Source organism: Sphingomonas plantiphila (genome assembly GCF_046000505.1).
In the GTDB taxonomy this organism is placed as follows: Bacteria; Pseudomonadota; Alphaproteobacteria; order Sphingomonadales; family Sphingomonadaceae; genus Sphingomonas; species Sphingomonas plantiphila.
This window is the reverse complement of sequence record NZ_JBELQC010000001.1, coordinates 359,601-376,026: the sequence shown is the minus strand read 5'-3', so window position 1 is coordinate 376,026 and position 16,426 is coordinate 359,601. Positions and strand designations below refer to the sequence as shown.

The 16,426-nt window shown below is 66.6% G+C and carries 16 protein-coding genes; 4 read left to right on the top strand and 12 right to left on the bottom strand.

The features are described from left to right. Positions 1 to 6: 6 nt before the first annotated feature. From ftsH to ABS767_RS01760, 7 genes are all read right to left on the bottom strand, one after another. Complete coding sequence (gene ftsH / locus ABS767_RS01790; RefSeq protein WP_408076649.1) at positions 7 to 1,965, bottom strand: ATP-dependent zinc metalloprotease FtsH; 1,959 nt, start codon at positions 1,963 to 1,965, stop codon at positions 7 to 9. Positions 1,966 to 2,045: 80 nt separating this feature from the next. Next, positions 2,046 to 3,137, bottom strand: a complete 1,092-nt coding sequence (tilS, locus tag ABS767_RS01785; protein ID WP_408076648.1) for a tRNA lysidine(34) synthetase TilS — start codon at positions 3,135 to 3,137, stop codon at positions 2,046 to 2,048. Then, positions 3,100 to 3,981, bottom strand: a complete 882-nt coding sequence (locus ABS767_RS01780) for a tetratricopeptide repeat protein (protein ID WP_408076647.1) — start codon at positions 3,979 to 3,981, stop codon at positions 3,100 to 3,102. The genes tilS and ABS767_RS01780 overlap by 38 nt, the downstream gene beginning before the upstream one ends. A gap of 126 nt (positions 3,982 to 4,107) precedes the next feature. After that, positions 4,108 to 5,067 (bottom strand): helix-turn-helix domain-containing protein, encoded by a 960-nt coding sequence (locus ABS767_RS01775; protein WP_408076646.1) that lies wholly within the window; start codon positions 5,065 to 5,067, stop codon positions 4,108 to 4,110. Between the two features lie 105 nt (positions 5,068 to 5,172). After that, positions 5,173 to 7,455, bottom strand: a complete 2,283-nt coding sequence (gene ptsP / locus ABS767_RS01770; protein ID WP_408076645.1) for a phosphoenolpyruvate--protein phosphotransferase — start codon at positions 7,453 to 7,455, stop codon at positions 5,173 to 5,175. A gap of 32 nt (positions 7,456 to 7,487) precedes the next feature. Further along, positions 7,488 to 8,717: a hypothetical protein gene (locus ABS767_RS01765; RefSeq protein WP_408076644.1), complete on the bottom strand. Its 1,230-nt coding sequence runs from the start codon at positions 8,715 to 8,717 to the stop codon at positions 7,488 to 7,490. A gap of 78 nt (positions 8,718 to 8,795) precedes the next feature. After that, a complete protein-coding gene (locus ABS767_RS01760; RefSeq protein ID WP_408076643.1) occupies positions 8,796 to 9,491 on the bottom strand; it encodes a hypothetical protein in 696 nt (231 codons plus the stop codon). A 154-nt stretch (positions 9,492 to 9,645) separates the two neighbouring features. Here ABS767_RS01760 and ABS767_RS01755 point away from each other — a divergent pair, with 154 nt between their 5' ends. Together ABS767_RS01755 and ABS767_RS01750 are read left to right on the top strand one after the other, a co-directional pair. After that, on the top strand, positions 9,646 to 10,095 hold the full coding sequence (locus ABS767_RS01755) for a DUF983 domain-containing protein (RefSeq protein WP_408076642.1): 450 nt from the start codon (positions 9,646 to 9,648) through the stop codon (positions 10,093 to 10,095). Then, on the top strand, positions 10,073 to 11,434 hold the full coding sequence (locus ABS767_RS01750; RefSeq protein ID WP_408076641.1) for an aminotransferase-like domain-containing protein: 1,362 nt from the start codon (positions 10,073 to 10,075) through the stop codon (positions 11,432 to 11,434). The genes ABS767_RS01755 and ABS767_RS01750 overlap by 23 nt, the downstream gene beginning before the upstream one ends. Here ABS767_RS01750 and ABS767_RS01745 read toward each other — a convergent pair. From ABS767_RS01745 to ABS767_RS01735, 3 genes are read right to left on the bottom strand one after another with little or no spacing between them, the layout of a single operon-like run. Next, positions 11,422 to 11,733 (bottom strand): hypothetical protein, encoded by a 312-nt coding sequence (locus ABS767_RS01745; protein ID WP_408076640.1) that lies wholly within the window; start codon positions 11,731 to 11,733, stop codon positions 11,422 to 11,424. The genes ABS767_RS01750 and ABS767_RS01745 overlap by 13 nt on opposite strands. 44 nt (positions 11,734 to 11,777) lie before the next feature. Beyond that, positions 11,778 to 12,797: an NAD(P)H-dependent flavin oxidoreductase gene (locus tag ABS767_RS01740; protein WP_408076639.1), complete on the bottom strand. Its 1,020-nt coding sequence runs from the start codon at positions 12,795 to 12,797 to the stop codon at positions 11,778 to 11,780. A 46-nt stretch (positions 12,798 to 12,843) separates the two neighbouring features. After that, positions 12,844 to 13,350, bottom strand: a complete 507-nt coding sequence (locus ABS767_RS01735) for a hypothetical protein (protein WP_408076638.1) — start codon at positions 13,348 to 13,350, stop codon at positions 12,844 to 12,846. A 51-nt stretch (positions 13,351 to 13,401) separates the two neighbouring features. On the opposite strand from ABS767_RS01735, the gene ABS767_RS01730 reads away from it, so the two are divergent. Continuing rightward, positions 13,402 to 13,818 carry a secondary thiamine-phosphate synthase enzyme YjbQ gene (locus tag ABS767_RS01730; RefSeq protein ID WP_408076637.1) on the top strand — a complete coding sequence of 139 codons (417 nt, stop codon included), beginning with the start codon at positions 13,402 to 13,404 and terminating at the stop codon, positions 13,816 to 13,818. Positions 13,819 to 13,831: 13 nt separating this feature from the next. On the opposite strand, the gene ABS767_RS01725 is transcribed toward ABS767_RS01730, so the two are convergent. After that, positions 13,832 to 15,091: an aspartate kinase gene (locus ABS767_RS01725; RefSeq protein WP_408076636.1), complete on the bottom strand. Its 1,260-nt coding sequence runs from the start codon at positions 15,089 to 15,091 to the stop codon at positions 13,832 to 13,834. Between the two features lie 49 nt (positions 15,092 to 15,140). On the opposite strand from ABS767_RS01725, the gene ubiG reads away from it, so the two are divergent. Beyond that, positions 15,141 to 15,875 (top strand): bifunctional 2-polyprenyl-6-hydroxyphenol methylase/3-demethylubiquinol 3-O-methyltransferase UbiG, encoded by a 735-nt coding sequence (gene ubiG, locus ABS767_RS01720; protein WP_408076635.1) that lies wholly within the window; start codon positions 15,141 to 15,143, stop codon positions 15,873 to 15,875. A gap of 16 nt (positions 15,876 to 15,891) precedes the next feature. Here the strand turns inward: ubiG and ABS767_RS01715 are convergent, their stop codons facing one another. Continuing rightward, the gene (locus ABS767_RS01715; protein WP_408076634.1) at positions 15,892 to 16,398 is read right to left on the bottom strand and encodes a hypothetical protein; all 507 of its coding nucleotides are present in this window, start codon (positions 16,396 to 16,398) and stop codon (positions 15,892 to 15,894) included. Positions 16,399 to 16,426: the final 28 nt, after the last annotated feature.

The window sequence follows — 16,426 nt, the reverse complement described above, 5'->3', positions numbered from 1 at the left end:
AGGGCGTTATGCCCCCTGTGGCGCGGGATTGCCGAACGGACCCTTGGGCCGCCGGGTCTTGGGAATCGAGGTGCCGGCAGCCGCAACCGGACCCTTGAGCGTCGCCGGGTCCGGACGACCGATGTCGCCGTCGCTGAGCAGCTTCTTGATCTCTTCGCCCGACAGCGTCTCATATTCGAGCAGCGCACCGGCCAGCTTGTGCAACTGGTCGAGATGTTCGGTCAGCACCGCGCGCGCGCGTTCCAGCCCACCCTCGACCGTCGCGCGGATTTCATGGTCGATCAGCTGCTGCGTCTCGTTCGACATGTGGCGTGGCTGCGACGAGGAATAGCCCAGGAAGCTTTCGCCCTCGGGCTGTGCATATTCGACCGGGCCGACCTTGTCCGACATGCCCCATTTGGTGACCATGTCGCGGGCGAGGCCGGTGGCGTACTGGATGTCGCCGGACGCGCCCGACGACACCTTGTCATAGCCGAAGATCACTTCTTCGGCGACGCGACCGCCCATAGCGACGGCGAGGTTCGCGTACATCTTGTCGCGGTGATAGCTGTAGCTGTCCCGTTCGGGCAGACGCATCACCATGCCGAGGGCACGGCCGCGCGGGATGATCGTCGCCTTGTGGATCGGGTCCGACGCGGGCTCGTGCAGGCTAACGATGGCATGGCCCGCCTCGTGATAGGCGGTCATCCGCTTCTCATCGTCGGTCATCACCATCGAACGCCGCTCGGCGCCCATCATGACCTTGTCCTTGGCTTCCTCGAACTCCTGCATCGCAACGAGGCGCTTGCCCTTGCGCGCGGCCATCAGCGCGGCCTCGTTGACCAGGTTGGCGAGATCGGCACCGGAGAAGCCCGGCGTGCCGCGCGCGATCGTGCGCGCGTCGACGTCCGGCGCCAGCGGCACCTTCTTCATATGCACCTGCAGGATCTTCACCCGGCCCTCGATATCCGGGCGCGGGACGACGACCTGCCGGTCGAAGCGGCCCGGGCGCAGGAGCGCGGGATCGAGCACGTCGGGGCGGTTGGTCGCCGCGACGATGATGATCCCCTCATTCGCCTCGAACCCGTCCATCTCGACCAGCAGCTGGTTGAGCGTCTGCTCGCGCTCGTCATTGCCGTTGCCGAGGCCCGCACCGCGATGGCGGCCGACCGCGTCGATCTCATCGATGAACACGATGCACGGGGCCGACTTCTTGGCCTGTTCGAACATGTCGCGGACGCGGCTGGCGCCGACGCCGACGAACATCTCGACAAAGTCCGAGCCCGAAATCGTGAAGAACGGCACGCCTGCCTCGCCAGCGATCGCGCGGGCGAGCAGCGTTTTGCCAGTGCCGGGCGAGCCGACCAGCAGCGCGCCCTTGGGAATCTTGCCGCCCAGCCGCGCGAACTTGGTCGGGTCCTTGAGAAACTCGACGACCTCTTCCAGCTCCTCGCGCGCCTCGTCGATACCCGCGACATCGTCAAAGGTGACCTTACCTTCCTTCTGCGTCAGCAGCTTGGCGCGCGACTTGCCGAACCCCATCGCGCCCGATCCCGAGCCCTTCTGCATCTGGCGCAGCACGAAGAAGGCGATGCCGAGAAACAGCAGGAACGGGAGCGCCTGCACCAGCACATATTGCCAGATCGACGGCTGCTCCTCGGGCCGCGCACTGATCGTCACGCCCTGCTTGCGCAGCGTGGGGATCAACTGGGCGTCGGGAACCGCGTTGGTGCGAAACTTGGTATCGTTATCGAAGGTGCCGGTGATCACGCTTCCCGCGACGTTGACATCCTTGACCTCGCCCGCCTCGACCTTGTTCAGGAAATCCGAATAGGCAATCGTCGGTCCGGCGGCGCCGCCGGTCGGGTTCTGGAACATGGTCACGAACAGCGCCAGCGCGGCCAGAATACCCACCCAGATGAGCAGGCTCTTCATCCACGGGTTGCCGTTATTCTCGGGACCCTGCTGCTTGTTGTCGTCGCTCATGTGTCGCTTGTACCTTCCTCAGCACATAAGATAGGCGCGTGCAGGTTAATGGCAATGGAACAGCGCCTGCTTTGGGCCGATCAGTGCGAACGGCGCGGCGGGGCCTCGCGAAAGGTCCACACATCGCCCTCCGCCACCGCCATTACCCCCGCCTGGGTGGCGCCGGTGCCGCCCTCCAGCGCATCGAGCAGCGCTTCGACATTGGCGCTTTCGGACCACCGGCCCTCGCTGATCGCACTCACCAGCCGGACATATCCGATCGCATCGCGCGCCAGCCGCCGGCGCAACTCGCGGGGAAGTCCGGCAACATCGATGCGCCGCTCCTCGACGCAGCTCTCGCGCGTGCGCTCGCGACCGAGCCAGACCATCATCGCGTCGAGATCTGCGTCGGCTTCCGCGCAGATTCGCGCTGATCGGGCGAGCGCTTCGGCGTCGATCCACGGCTGTTCGGCGAGCAGGCGCCGGGCACGGACCCGATCGAACCGCTCATCATCGTTGCTGGGATCGTCGACGAACGGGATGCTGGCGGTTTCGACCAGGCCGCGCAATTCCCTACGCCGCCAGCCGAGCAGCGGCCGGACCACCGTCACCGCGTCGACGTCCGCAACCGCCACGACCCCGCCCTGCGGATAGCCCCGATGCCAGCGATGCCGCTCCCATGTCCAGCGGGTGCGGATGCCCGCCAGCCCGCCCGGCCCTGACCCGCGCCGTGCGCGCATCAGAAAGGTCTCCGCCTGGTCGTCGCACTGATGCGCAGTCAACAGGACGACGGCTCCGATCCCGATCGCCCAGGCGCCAAGCAGGTCATAGCGTACCTTGCGCGCGTCGGCCTGCAAATTGGTCGGCGAGATGGTGCGGTTCGGTGTCAGCGTTGCGTGCCGGATACCCACTTTCGCACACCAGCGCGCGACCATCTCCGCCTCGTCCGAGCTAGCGCTGCGCAGCCGGTGGTCCACGGTAGCCGCCATCACGCGTCCGGGATAGGCCGCATGCGCCAGCGCCAGCATCGCCATGCTGTCCGCGCCCCCTGAGACGGCGAGCGCGAACTGGTCCTCCGGCGCGGCGGTCCGACCGAGCGCATCGGCCAGATCGCGTCGAAACCGCTCGACCAACTCGGGGCCGAGCGGATTCAGGTCACTTGCACTTGCTGGCGGAACGGCCGGTGGTGACATCCATCTTCATCGCTTCGCTGATCCGGTCGCCATAGACCTGGGTCAGTTCGTCATAGACCTTGCACACCTCGCTCGACGGCTTCTTCATCTTCACGAGCGCTTGGGCGAGATAATAGAGCGAATCCGGCGCGCGCTCGCCGTTGGGCATCTTCTGATAATTCTCGAAAAACGCAGTCGCGGCGAGTGCCGGCTTGCCCTGGTCGAGCAACGCGCGACCCAGCAGGTTCTGGGCATAGCTGGCGCGGCGATGCTTCGGATATTTCTGCACGACCGTGCGCAGCTCCGGGATCGCCTTGTCATATTGCTTCGCGGACCACAGACGGAATCCGTAGATATAGCCGTCTTCCGCCGGATCGTCGGTTGAAGGTCGTTCGACCCCGGCGACCGGCGTGCTGGCGGGGCGGGTCGGCGTGGTGGTCGTCGGACCGCCGCTCGCCGGGCGCGTCCCGCTGACCGGAGCGGGCGTCTCGCCGCCGCCGACAGACGAGGCGGTATCTTCCAGCGCCTTCAGCCGGGCATCGGTCGAGCGTTTGTAGGCGTTGAACGCATCTTCCAACTGGCGCAGGCGATACTGGCTCTGCTCGATCTGGCCGGTCATGCCCGACAGTTGCGATTCGAGCGCGTTGACCCGCGCGGTCAGGTCGGTGACCACGCCGCTCGCCGGAATGCCGGGTGCGCCGGGCCCCTGCTGGGGCGCAGTGATCTGCGGCTCCACCGTCTGGCCGGCACCGCCGGGGAACACCTTGCGTTGCACCGCGCGCATCTCGCGCTCCAGCCGGTCGACCCGGCCTTCGATCCCGTCCCGACTCGTTTGCGCCGCAACCGGCAGCGCGATCGTTGCCATGGCCGAAAGCACCAGTGCCGTCGCCGCACCTTTCATCGAAAACCGCATTCTGTTCCCCACCCGCGAATACCCTTACGCTGCGTTACCTATAGCACGATAATTGGCAGAGGGAATCTGACGCCAGCCTTAAGTGCCCGGAGTCGCAGTTGTCTGCGGTGGCGGGGTGACGATCCGAACGGGCGGCGAAGGAAGCGCGACCGGTGGGAGCGGTGCCGGATTTGTCGGACGGGCGCGGGGCGTCGGTGTAGGGGCCGGAGTCGCCGCCCGCCGTGCCGATGCTGCTGCCGGGGTTGGTTGCGGAGGGGGTGCGGACGACGCGCCCGGTGCGCCGCGCGCGCGCAACGCTGCCGCGCTCACCGGGACATCCTTGATCGCACGCCCCGCCGCGCCCAGCGGCGCGACATTGGACCCGTTGATCGTGACCTGGATCGCCTCTGGTCGGCCCAGATTGATCATCGGATTGTTGGCGTCGCGCGGCACGTCGTAGCGCTCGCCCGCCGCCATTTCCTTCTCGAACAGCCGCGCGCCGGTTGCGTCGTAAATACGCAGCCACACCGGTTGGGTCGCAATCAGCGTTACCTGGCCGCCGATCAACGGCGTGGGAGACGGGGTGGGGGTGGGGCTCGGCGTCGCAGTCACGGCCGGTTCCGGCGCGACCGAGACGCCGCCGCGGAACAGGTCGGTACCGTACCAGAGTGCCAGCGCGCCGACGAGCAGCAGCGCGATCGCCGCGCCCGCCCACACGATCCCGCCCGGCGGTTCGCGCACCGGATCGGTGGGGTCGTAGCTTTCATAAATCTCGCGCGCGGCGAAGGTGTCCGACGTCTCCTCGCGCAGCTCCCGCGCCAGTGCGACCTCGTCCGCGTCGACGGCGCGGGCATAGGCCTTGACGAAGCCGATGGCATAGGTGGGGGAGGGGAGCCCGGAATAGTCCGACGCCTCGATCGCCTGAAGGTGACGCAGCGGCACGCGCGTGCGGGCGGCGATGTCGGACAGCTCCAGCCCCTGGGCGAGCCGCGCGTCGCGCAGCTTCTCCCCGACCTTCTCCGGAAAGAGGCTGGGGGTTTCGCCGGGTTCGCCGTCCATTCAATCCCTCCGGTCGTGTCGTGCCAAAGTTCGCGCCTGCGCCTTGTCTTAGGGCGATGTCAACGTGGGTACCACCTGAAATGCCCGGTTTTTCGGGCGATTCGATCAGGCAAGTTCGATCCCGTGCTCCACGGCCCACGCTTCGAGCGCCGCGCGCAGGTCGGTCGGAGGTGCCGCAAGCAGCGCGTCAAGTGCGGGCGCAAGGGCCGCACGGTCGAGCGAGCGGACCATCGCCTTGATCGGCCCCACTGCGGCCGGGGTGATCGACAGCCGGTCGATGCCCAGGCCGATCAGCGCCATCGCCTCCAGCGGTCGCCCGCCCATCTCGCCGCACACCGCGATCGGCACGCCTGCCGCCTGCGCCTCCCGCGTCACGCGACGCAGGAAACGCAGGATCGACGGGCTCAGCCAGTCGTACCGCACCGCCAGCTTGGGATGCGCGCGATCGGCGGCAAACAGGAACTGCGTCAGGTCATTCGTGCCGATCGACAGGAAATCGAGCCGGGGGAGCAGGATATCGAGTACTTCGGCCAGCGCCGGCACTTCCAGCATCGCGCCATAGCGGATCTGCAGCGGCAATTTGTGGCCGCGTCCCTCCAGCCAGGTCCGCTGCGCCTCGAACAGGGCACGCGCTTCCTCGAATTCCCATGGCTCCGACACCATCGGAAACATGACGTTGAGCGTGCGTCCGGCGGCGGCTTCCAGCAGCGCGCGCGCCTGCACCTTCATCAACCCTTCGCGATCGAGCGCCAGCCGCAGCGCGCGCCAGCCCATCGCGGGGTTTTCCTCGTCCCCATTCTCGTCATGGTCGAGATAGGGAAGCGCCTTGTCTCCGCCGATATCGACGGTGCGGAAGATCACCGGCCGTTCGCCTGCGGCCTCGAGGACATCGCGATACAGGCGCTTCTGCCCCTCGCGCTGGGGGAGGGTGGCGGAAACGAGAAATTGGAATTCGGTGCGGAACAGGCCGATCCCGTCGGCGCCGGTCAGGTCGAGCGCGGCGACGTCGTCGCGCAGCCCCGCGTTGACCATCACCGTGATCCGCGCCCCGTCCTTCGTTTCCGGGGCGACGTTCTTGAGCGCGGCGAACGCGGCACGCCGCTTCTGCGTGACCAGCAACTTGGCGTCGAACGCTTCCTCCATCGCCAGTGACGGACGGATGACCAGCGTCTCCTCGGTGACGTCGAGCAACAGCCGGTCGCCCTCCGCGATCAGGCGGCGGATGTCCTTGACCCGGCCCAGCACCGGAACGCCCATCGCGCGCGCGACGATGGTGACGTGCGCGGTGAGCGACCCTTCCTCCAGGATCACGCCCTTCAGCCGGCGGCGGTCGTATTCGAGCAGTTCGGCGGGGCCGAGATTGCGCGCGATCAGGATCGAATCCTGCCGCAGCCCGAGTTGCGCGGCGGTGCCGAGCTGCCCCGACACGATCCGGAGCAACCGGTTCGACAGATCTTCCAGATCGTGCATGCGATCGCGCAGCAGCGGATCGTCGATCTGCCGCATCCGCATCCGCGTACGCTGCTGGACGCGTTCGATCGCGGCTTCGGCGGTCAGGCCGCTGTCGATCGCCTCGTTGATCCGGCGGCTCCAGCCCTCGTCATAGGCGAACATCTTGTAGGTCTCGAGGACCTCGTCATGCTCGCCCGCCGCGCCGAAATCGGCCTGGCTGGTCATGCGGTCGATCTGCTCGCGCATCTTGTCGAACGCGGCATAGACGCGGTGCCGCTCGGCCTCGGTGTCCTCGGCGACCGTATGCTCGATGGTGATGCGCGGCTGGTGGAAAACCGCGGCACCGGCAGCCATCCCCTCGACCAGCTTGAACCCGGTAATCCGCGCGGTCGCGGTCGATTGCGGGCGCGTCGTCCCGCCGGTCGCTCCGGCCTCGTCGACCAGGCCGGCATTCGCGATCAGCTCGGACAGCACCATCGCGACGGTCTGGAGCGCTTCGATCTCCACCTCTTCGTATCGGCGCGGATCGGAATGCTGCACCGCTAGCACGCCGACGGCGCGCTCCTTGCGGATGATCGGTACTCCGGCGAAGCTGTGATATTTCTCTTCACCCGTTTCCGGGCGATAGGCGAAGTCGGGATGGCTCGCGGCTTCGTCCAGATTCAGCGTCTCGACATTGCGCGCGATCATGCCGACCAAGCCTTCGCCCAATGCCAGCTTGGTGACGTGAACCGCCTCCTGCGCCAGCCCGCGCGTTGCGAACAGTTCCAGCACGCCCTCGCGCAGCAGATAGATCGAGCAGACTTCGCTGACGAGCGACTCGCCGATGATGTCGACCACCGAATTGAGCTTCGCCTGCGCCAGCGAACGCGAGGCCATCACATCGTGCAGCCGCGTCAGGATTTCGCGGGCGGAGGCGGCGGCGGAAACGGGCATATGCTGGCGCTATCAGATCGTCGCGGACTGGCCTAGCCCTCGCCCTCTGCGGGCGCACCGAAAAGCGCGGCGGCGACGCAGATCGCCGCCAGCGCCGCAAATCCGCACTGCCTGAGCAGGCCCGCCTTCCCATCGGCGCGCGCCACGGCGATGCCGATCCCGCACTGGATCGCATAATAGGCGGCGAACGCGCGCGAGGCGAGGGCGATCACCATCACCGAATTGGTGAACCAGGTGACCGAAATCGAGAGTCCCGCCGCGATCAGGAACCCGGCGGCCACGCCCAGTCGCTTACCCGACAGTTCGATCGCGATGCCGGTCGACCCGATCGCATCGGCGACGGCCGCGGACAACTGGCTCGCCACCGCTGCGGCAAGCACCAGTGACCCGAGCGGAGCGGCGATCCCAGTCATCACGTCGAGCACGCCCGCAACCCCCCGGCTGTGCGCGGCATCGCCCAGCCACGGCGTCAGCAGGACGAGAAAGGCGATGTAGATTCCCGCAGCGATCAACTGCGCATGGCGCATCGTGCGGATGCGGGTGGGCGCATCATATTCCTCACCCATGTAGCGCGAGGTCTCGAACCCCTGCACGGTGATCAGCAGGCCGAGCAGCAGGAGCAGGCTTTGGCCGTCGAGCCCCGGTACCGGGACCGGGAACGATCCCGCCGTTCCGCCATGCCACGCCCATCCGATACCCAGCGCGGCGAGCATGCCTCCGATCAACCCCAGCTTGATCGACACGCTGGCATGCGCGACATGTTCGACGCGACGCAGGCCGCCACGCAGCGCCAGCAGCGCGAGCACGCCCAGGATCGCGGTGACGATGATGTTGCCGATCAGTTCGGACTGCGAGCCCGCCGCCTTGAGCGCGAACATCGCCAATAGCTTCAGATAATAGGCGACCGAGACGGCATAGGCGATGGCCAGCACGACCTGGCCCACGCGTGCCATCCAGTGCGCGGTGTCGGTGCGCCCGGCCTGCGCCAGATGCGGCTCGGCATGGGCGATGTTGAACCGGATCACCGCACCGATCGCATAGGCGAGCAGCAACAGCACCGCCATCGCCGGTGCCGCGTACAGGCCGAATTCGCGCGCCAGTAGCGGTCCGCATACCAGAAAGCCCGATCCGATAATCGACGCGAGCGGAGTGACGGTGGCGATCCACTGGTCGGATCGGCCGAAGCGGCTGAGCATCAGCGCGGCGGTGATCGCGATCGCGACCGCCAGCGCTGCTGCCGGAATGACGAACTGCCCGCTCATGCCCTGACTCCCCTTCCCCCGCCCGACGGGGTTCGCCCGATCAAACGCAGCGCGGGCTGTTCGGGTCCGAAACGATCGTCAGCGGCCCGCCAGTCGCTGCGTACCGCCGGTTACCGTCGGCACGGCTGCGAACACGGCGTCGTCGTAGCGCAATCGGGGGGCGGCGCCCTCACCGCGTTGCCATGCGGCAAGATCGACGCGCCAGGCGTCATAGCGGGCGTAGAAGTCTGTGAACGGCCGGTCGATCGCGGCCAGTGCGCGGGGCGCGAAGGCCGCAAAATCGCCCGCCGGTACCGTGGCGGCCTCCCGCAGCAGCGGAAGTGCCGCCGCGCAGAACTGGGCCATGACCGGCGGCTGCGCGAAATAATTGTAGAGCCGCGTCATCGCCGGATCGAACGCCGATGCGTCGCCAAATTCGCGGCTCAGTGCCTGATGCGCGGCCTTCAGCGCGGTGCGATGCGCCTTGAGGAACCGGTTATAGGCAGGGGCCACTTCCGGATCGTTGCAGTTGAGCGCCGCGACGTTGAATGCGGCGCGCAAATGCCAGGCCGCGGCTGCGGCGGAGACGCCGCGGTTGGGCGTTGCATAGCTGCCATCTGTGAGGCGAGCGGGAATGACAAGATTGGCCGCAGCACCATCGGGCGCGCGCGGTGCCGCGGTCGGAACGGGGGGAGGCGCGGGGACGGCAAGCGGCGCGGGAGCGGTCGTCCGCTCCGGCCTGGCGCAGCCGCTCGCGAGGGCGAGCAGCGGCAGGGTGAGGAGGAGGCGGGTCATGGCCGCTACCCAAGCAGGCCGGTGTCAAAGATTGGTTAAGCATGTCGCGAAAAGGGACGAGCCGATCCCTTGCCCATCGTTCGACTCTAGGCGCGCCCCGTTCTTGCTATTCCATGCAATACGCGTATGTATGGATTATGCATGGAGAGAAGTGATGAAACCGGCCTTCGAGGGCGACGCGAAGTGGAAATGGATCTTGTATTCCGGGTGGCACGGGCTGTGTCCGCGATGCGGGAAGGGTGCGATGTTCAAGTCCTGGCTGAAGATCACCGATCGCTGCGAGAATTGTGGCTTGAGCTACGAATGGGCGTCGCCGGATGATGGTCCCGCCTTTTTCTCGCTATGCTTCGTCGCCTTCCCGCTCACCTTCATCGGTGTCTGGTTCCAGGTCGCGTTCGACCCGCCCATGTGGGTTCATATGCTGACGACGATTCCCATGATGGCGATCGGGTGTATTCTTCCGCTTCGCCCGTTGAAGGGTTGGCTGGTCGCATCGCAATTCGCCAACAACTCGCAGGAGGCGGGGACGGCGAAGCTTTGGGCTAAGCTCAACGAAACCGCGCCCAAAAAGAGCGAATCGGATGAACGACCGCTGGATTCCTGACCCGACTGAATTGGGTGGCGTGAAGTACGTCGCTATCGCCGACGCATTGGCGCAGGCGATCGACACGGGCGTCGTGAAGGCGGGCGACCGGTTGCCGCCGCAGCGGCATCTCGCCGATCGCCTGGGCGTCGATCTTACGACGGTCACCCGCGCCTATGAAGCCGCCCGCTTGCGCGGGTTCATCGAGGGGCGGGGTCGATCCGGCAGCTATGTACGCGACCCGTCGAAAGCCGAAGTCCCAAGGCGTCAGACCCCGGATGCCGGCATGAACATGCCGCCCGAATTGCCCAGGGATATTCTGGGTCGCACGATCGCCCAGACAATCAGCGAGCTGATGTCGCACAATGCTGCGTCGAGCCTGCAATATCAGCCCGCCGGTGGCGCGCGCGAAGACCGGATCGTGGGCGCGGAGTTGCTGACGCGCCTGGGCGTTTCGTCGGTTGACGACGATGTGCTGATTTCTTCCGGAGGCCAGAGTGCGCTGTCTGCGATCATGAGCGCGCTGTTCGACGTCGGCGATGCGATCGCTTGCGGATCCCATGTGTACCCCGGGTTTCGCGCGATCGCCGAGCGTCTTGGACTCCGGCTGATCGCGCTGCCCCGGATCGACGCAGAGGCGCTCCGTCGCGTATGCACTCGGGGCGATATCAAGGCGCTCTACCTCGTCCCGACCAACGACAATCCCACCGCCGCGACCCTGACCGCCTCGGAGCGGCAGGCCATCGCCCACGTCGCGGAGGAGCAGGACGTCCAGATTATCGAGGACGATGCCTATGGCGCGCTCGCCGCGTCTCCGATTGCGCCGGTGGCGAGCTACGTTCCGCATCGCACCTGGTATATCGCCAGCACGTCCAAGATCATTTCGCCGGCGCTGCGCGTCGCGTTCTTACGTGCGCCGAACATGGCCGGCGGCCTGCGCCTCGCGTCCATACTGCACGAGACGACGATCATGGCGCCGCCCTTGAACGTCGCGCTGGTAAGCGCCTGGATAAGCAACGGCACCTTCGATCAGTTGCTGGCCAAAATGCGCGATGAAAGCGCAAAGCGTCAGCAGCTGGCAAGCGAACTTCTGGCCGGACTCGATGTCTCGAGCCATCCGGAAGGATATCATCTCTGGCTCCGTCTTCCGTCTCATCTGACCGGAAGGAACCTCGCCGACCTGATGCGCCCGACCGGTCTTTCGGTCATCCCGTCGGAGCGGTTCGCGGTGGGCGATGCCGGCCCTGAAGCGGTCCGGGTATCGTTCGGCGGCTCGATATCGCCCGATCGTCTCAGGAGCGGCCTTATGAGGCTTCGGGGATATGCGGATGCGCCGACCAACGCGTCTCAACTGGTATGACAGGGCCCAACGCCGAACAGGTGCGTGCGCTTGCTGCCCAAGTCCTGAAGACGCGCGGGCGCGCTGCGGATGCAGCCATCATACTCTCGGGCGGGGGCGACGACTTTCCCGAAGTCGAGGTCGCGCGCCTGGCGCTGGAGGCTTCCCGTTCGCAACGACTGCGCCTCGAACTGGCGCTGCGATTCTACGCCGAGCCTGAACATTGGGATAGCGATCTCCCAGACGGGTCGCTTGCATCCCTGGATCGGGGAGACGTTGCCCGGGCTGCGCTTCAGGGCAAAGATCAGCTCGGATCGCACCGCGACTGACCACGCGCGCTTGCAGCGGTGCAAGCGCGCCTGCGCTAAGCCGCCCGCTTCTCCAGCGCCGCTGCCGCTTCGGCCATCAGTTGTGCGATGATGTCGGCGACCGGTTCCTCCTTCGTCACCATCCCGACCGACTGGCCCGCCATCAGCGATCCGTTATCGACATCGCCCTCGATCACCGCGCGGCGCAGTGCGCCTGCCCAATAATGTTCGATCTGGAGCTGCGCCTCCATCATCTCGACCTTGCCCTCGTCGAGCAGCTGCGCGACCTCGCGCTGCTTGGCGGTGAACAGCTCCGACGAGGCGTTTTTGAGCGCGCGGACCGGGATCACCGGAAGGCGCGGATCGATCTGGACGCTCGAGATCGCATCGCGCGCGCTGGCACGGAAGAAGGCCTTCTTGAAGTTGGCGTGCGCGATGCTTTCGGTCGCGCAGGCGAAGCGAGTGCCGAGCTGGACGCCCGCCGCGCCCATGTCGAGATAACCGGCGATCGCCTCGCCCCGGCCGATGCCGCCCGCGACGAATACGGGCACCTGCTCCGACACTTCGGGCAGGATTTCCTGCGCGAGCACGCTGGTCGACACCGGGCCGATATGCCCGCCGGCCTCCATCCCCTCGACCACCAGCGCGTCGACACCCGATCGGATCAGCTTTTTGGCGAGGCTAAGCGCGGGGGCGAAGCAGATCAGCTTGGCGCCGTTGCCCTTGATCGCGTCGAGCGATCCAGCGGGCGGCAGGCCGCCCGCCAGCACGATATGCGTCACGCCATGCTTCGCACAGACGTCGATCAGCTCAAACAGCTGCGGGTGCATGGTGATCAGGTTCACGCCGAACGGCTTGTCGGTCAGCGCCTTGGTGCCCGTGATCTCTGCGTCGAGCAGTTCAGGCGTCATCGCGCCGCACGCGATCAGTCCGAATCCGCCCGCGTTGGAAATGGCGGCGACTAGGTTGCGCTCACTCACCCACGACATCGCCCCACACAGGATCGCGGTCTCGCTGCCGAGAAATTCGATGCCGCGCGCCATGCGGCGCTGAAGGCGCTCTTCACCAATGGTCATGGTTGCCGCCTAGCCGGGCGGTACGGGCTTAGGCAAGCGATCAGCGCTAGGGGCCGCATTCCCACACGCCGTCGATCGCGCGCGGGGCGAGCCCGGGCCCCTCGACCGATAGAGTCGCGGTGTGGCTCGACCCCTCATGGTCGGTCGGCCGTTCCGCACCGCGCGTCAGCGAGACGGTCAGCCCGTCACCGGTAAAGCTACCACCGCGGGTGAGTGCGTCGAAGCCACCGGCGTTGCGTGCGGAAAGCGTCACCGGCTTGCCGCCGCGCATGACGACTGCGGTCGCACGCTGGTCCGCGCCGACATTGGCCGCTCCTGCGAGCAGCAGCGTGCCGTCATCGGACAGGAACGCGCATCGCAACTCGCCCGTGAGGGTGCCGACCGCCGCCTCGGTCACCGCTTCCAGCGCGATCGGCGTGGGGGTGGGGGTCGGGCTAGGCGGAATGGGGGATTCGATCGGTGCCGGATCGTTCGCGGTCTGATTAGCCGGAGGTGCTGGCGCTGGCGAGCACGCGGCAAGCGCGGCAAAGGCGGTGAGAAAGGCGATACGCATTTCGCAACAATGCCGTGGACGCGCGGAGGTTCAATCCGCCACAAGGGATACATGCGACAAGCGGTGCACGAACTGGCGATCGATAGCCCGGGACAGGGGCTGCATGAATTCACCCCGGCGGTGCGGCGCTGGGTGTCGGAGAGCGGTATCGCCACCGGTCTGCTCACGCTGTTCGTTCGGCACACCAGCTGCTCGCTGCTGATTCAAGAAAACGCCGCCCCCGCCGCGCGGCGCGACCTCGAGCGCTGGATCGCCCAAATCGCGCCCGAAAGGGGCAGCTACGAACATGACGATGAGGGCCCTGACGACATGCCCGCGCATCTGCGGGCAGCGGTCACCGCGACGTCTTTGTCGATCCCGGTCGTAGACGGAGTGCCGGTGCTCGGTACCTGGCAGGGCGTCTTTCTATTCGAACACCGCCACAGCCCGCATCGCCGCCGCGTCGCGCTTCACCTGATCGGAGAGTGAACCCAGGCCCGGCTCAGGCCGCTTCGCCTTCCGGCGCGTCCAGCCCATAGGCGGTGTGCAGGACGCGAACGGCCAGTTCGGTTTCGTCCTCGTGAATCAGCACCGACACCTTGATCTCGCTGGTGGTGATGGCGAGAATGTTGATGCGGCGCTCGGCGAGCGTGTCGAACATCGTCGCGGCGACGCCCGCATGGCTGCGCATGCCGACGCCGACGACGCTGATCTTTGCGATCTTGGTGTCGTGGATCAGCGTATCGTAACCGATCGGCCCTTTCGCCTTGCCCAGCACGTCGAGCGCACGGGCCAGCTCGGCGCGCGGGACGGTGAAGGTTACGTCGGTCGATCCGGTGGCGTGCGCGACATTCTGGACGATCATGTCGACGTTGATTCCGGCGTCGGCCAACGGGCCGAAGATATGCGCCACCGCGCCGGGGCGGTCGGGGACGTTGGTGAGCGTCACCTTCGCCTCGTTCTTGTCGTGCGCGATGCCGGTGATCAGCTGCCGTTCCACGTCGTCAATCTCCTCTTCGCCGACGATCAGCGTGCCGCGATGGCCGCCCTCGTCCTGCGCATCCTCGAAGCTGGAGAGCACGCGGACGCGCACTCCTTCCTTCATCGCCAGCCCGACCGAGCGCGTCTGGAGCACCTTCGCTCCGACGCTCGCCAGCTCCAGCATCTCCTCATAGGTGACCTTGGACAGCTTGCGCGCCCGCGGCACGATGCGCGGATCGGTCGTATAGACCCCGTCGACATCGGTATAGATGTCGCACCGGTCCGCCTTCATCGCCGCCGCCACCGCCACGGCGCTGGTATCCGATCCGCCGCGGCCAAGGGTGGTCACGCGATTGTCCTCGGCCAGCCCTTGGAAGCCGGGGATCACCGCGACCTGCCCATCGGCCAGGCTGGCGTTAAGCGCGTCGGTGTCGATCGACCCGATCCGCGCGCTGGCGTGCGCGCTGCTGGTGTGGATCGGCAATTGCCAGCCCAGCCAGCTGCGCGCGGGAACGCCGAGCGCCTGAAGCGTGATCGCGAGCAGCCCGCTGGTCACCTGCTCGCCCGACGCCACGACGACGTCATATTCGCGCAGGTCGTAGAGCGGGCTGGCTTCCTTGCAAAAACCGACCAGTCGGTCGGTCTCGCCCGCCATCGCGGAGACCACCACCGCGACCTGATTGCCCGCATCCCATTCGCGCTTCACGCGTGCGGCGACATTGCGAATCCGCTCGATGCCCGCCATCGACGTGCCGCCGAACTTCATCACGATACGCGCCATAGCGGCCATCCCCCTTGGGCTGTTGCGGGGGCGCTGATAGGAGGGGGGCATGACGATGACAAGCAAAGCAACGATTGACCCGCGTGAAGCTGAGCATTTCGGCGGGCTCGCCGCGGACTGGTGGAATCCGCAGGGGTCGTCCGCGATGCTGCATCGGCTCAACCCGCCGCGCTTGCGCTATCTCCGCGCGGCGATCGACACGCATTGGGACGTCGACCCGCGCGCATTCACCCCGCTTTCGGGGAAGACCGCGCTCGATGTCGGCTGCGGTGCGGGGCTGTTGTGCGAGCCGCTGGCGCGGCTCGGCGCCGCGGTGACGGGTGTGGATGCGGCACCCGAGAATATCGGTGCGGCCCGTGCGCACGCTGCTGCATCGGGCCTTGTCATCGAGTATCGCGCGGGCGAGTTCGAGCGGGAGGTTGCGGGTCGCACCTTTGATCTCGTGACTTCGATGGAGGTCATCGAACATGTCGCCGATCCCGCCGCATTCGTTGGCGGCCTTGCCGCCGCCCTGGCCCCGGGCGGGCTCATGGTCCTGTCGACGCCCAACCGCACGCCGCTGTCGCGGCTTGCCATGATCACGGTCGGCGAGGGGTTCGGCATGATCCCGCGTGGAACCCACGATCATGCAAAGTTCCTGACTCCCGAAGAGCTTACGTCATTGCTCGAAGACGCGGGCATGATCGTCAGCGACGTCACCGGACTCGGCTTTTCGCCCGCCGCCGGATTCCATCTCAGCGACGACAAGAACCTCAACTATCTGCTGACCGCCCGCCGCGGCTAGGCAGCGGGCGGCGGTCTCATTTCTTGGTGTAGGTGAATCCGCTCAGGCGCACGGCCTTCAGTTCGACCTGATAGTCGGTGCTCGAAGACTGGCGATTTTTCAGATCTTTGACCTCGCCGGCCTGCGCCCAGCTTCCGCTCCCCGACGTGTCGCCTTCGATGGTGAAGCCGACCGTTCCACCCGTCGAATTGGCAGCCTTCAACGTGGTCGTGCCGCCCTTGAACGACACCGTGACCTTCAGCACGGTGGACGGCGTGCCGGACAGGACGAACGCCTCGACCGTGCCGTCAGCACCCGGCGCGACTCGCAACACCTTGGTCTCGCCGGCATTGACCACCACGGACTCGACCTTTTCGCCGGCTTCGGTACCGGCCTCAACCGCCTTGGTGGTGCGCAGGCCGTCTTCGTTCTGCTGCGAATGGGTCGGCGTGCCCAGCCGCTGTGCCGCAGCCGGCGTGGCAGCGAGCGATACGCCGAGCAACGCCAGGGCGAGAGGGACGGGAGTGTGAGCAGAAGCGCGCAATTTTCAACCTCCAGTTGGGAAAACCCGC

Excerpts from the sequence above, each read along its gene's own strand:
- ftsH (WP_408076649.1), bottom strand. The coding sequence starts at position 1,965 with ATGAGCGACGACAACAAGCAGCAGGGTCCCGAGAATAACGGCAACCCG.
- tilS (WP_408076648.1), bottom strand. The coding sequence starts at position 3,137 with ATGTCACCACCGGCCGTTCCGCCAGCAAGTGCAAGTGACCTGAATCCG.
- ABS767_RS01780 (WP_408076647.1), bottom strand. The coding sequence starts at position 3,981 with ATGGCAACGATCGCGCTGCCGGTTGCGGCGCAAACGAGTCGGGACGGG.
- ABS767_RS01775 (WP_408076646.1), bottom strand. The coding sequence starts at position 5,067 with ATGGACGGCGAACCCGGCGAAACCCCCAGCCTCTTTCCGGAGAAGGTC.
- ptsP (WP_408076645.1), bottom strand. The coding sequence starts at position 7,455 with ATGCCCGTTTCCGCCGCCGCCTCCGCCCGCGAAATCCTGACGCGGCTG.
- ABS767_RS01765 (WP_408076644.1), bottom strand. The coding sequence starts at position 8,717 with ATGAGCGGGCAGTTCGTCATTCCGGCAGCAGCGCTGGCGGTCGCGATC.
- ABS767_RS01760 (WP_408076643.1), bottom strand. The coding sequence starts at position 9,491 with ATGACCCGCCTCCTCCTCACCCTGCCGCTGCTCGCCCTCGCGAGCGGC.
- ABS767_RS01755 (WP_408076642.1), top strand. The coding sequence starts at position 9,646 with ATGAAACCGGCCTTCGAGGGCGACGCGAAGTGGAAATGGATCTTGTAT.
- ABS767_RS01750 (WP_408076641.1), top strand. The coding sequence starts at position 10,073 with ATGAACGACCGCTGGATTCCTGACCCGACTGAATTGGGTGGCGTGAAG.
- ABS767_RS01740 (WP_408076639.1), bottom strand. The coding sequence starts at position 12,797 with ATGACCATTGGTGAAGAGCGCCTTCAGCGCCGCATGGCGCGCGGCATC.
- ABS767_RS01735 (WP_408076638.1), bottom strand. The coding sequence starts at position 13,350 with ATGCGTATCGCCTTTCTCACCGCCTTTGCCGCGCTTGCCGCGTGCTCG.
- ABS767_RS01730 (WP_408076637.1), top strand. The coding sequence starts at position 13,402 with ATGCGACAAGCGGTGCACGAACTGGCGATCGATAGCCCGGGACAGGGG.
- ABS767_RS01725 (WP_408076636.1), bottom strand. The coding sequence starts at position 15,091 with ATGGCGCGTATCGTGATGAAGTTCGGCGGCACGTCGATGGCGGGCATC.
- ubiG (WP_408076635.1), top strand. The coding sequence starts at position 15,141 with ATGACGATGACAAGCAAAGCAACGATTGACCCGCGTGAAGCTGAGCAT.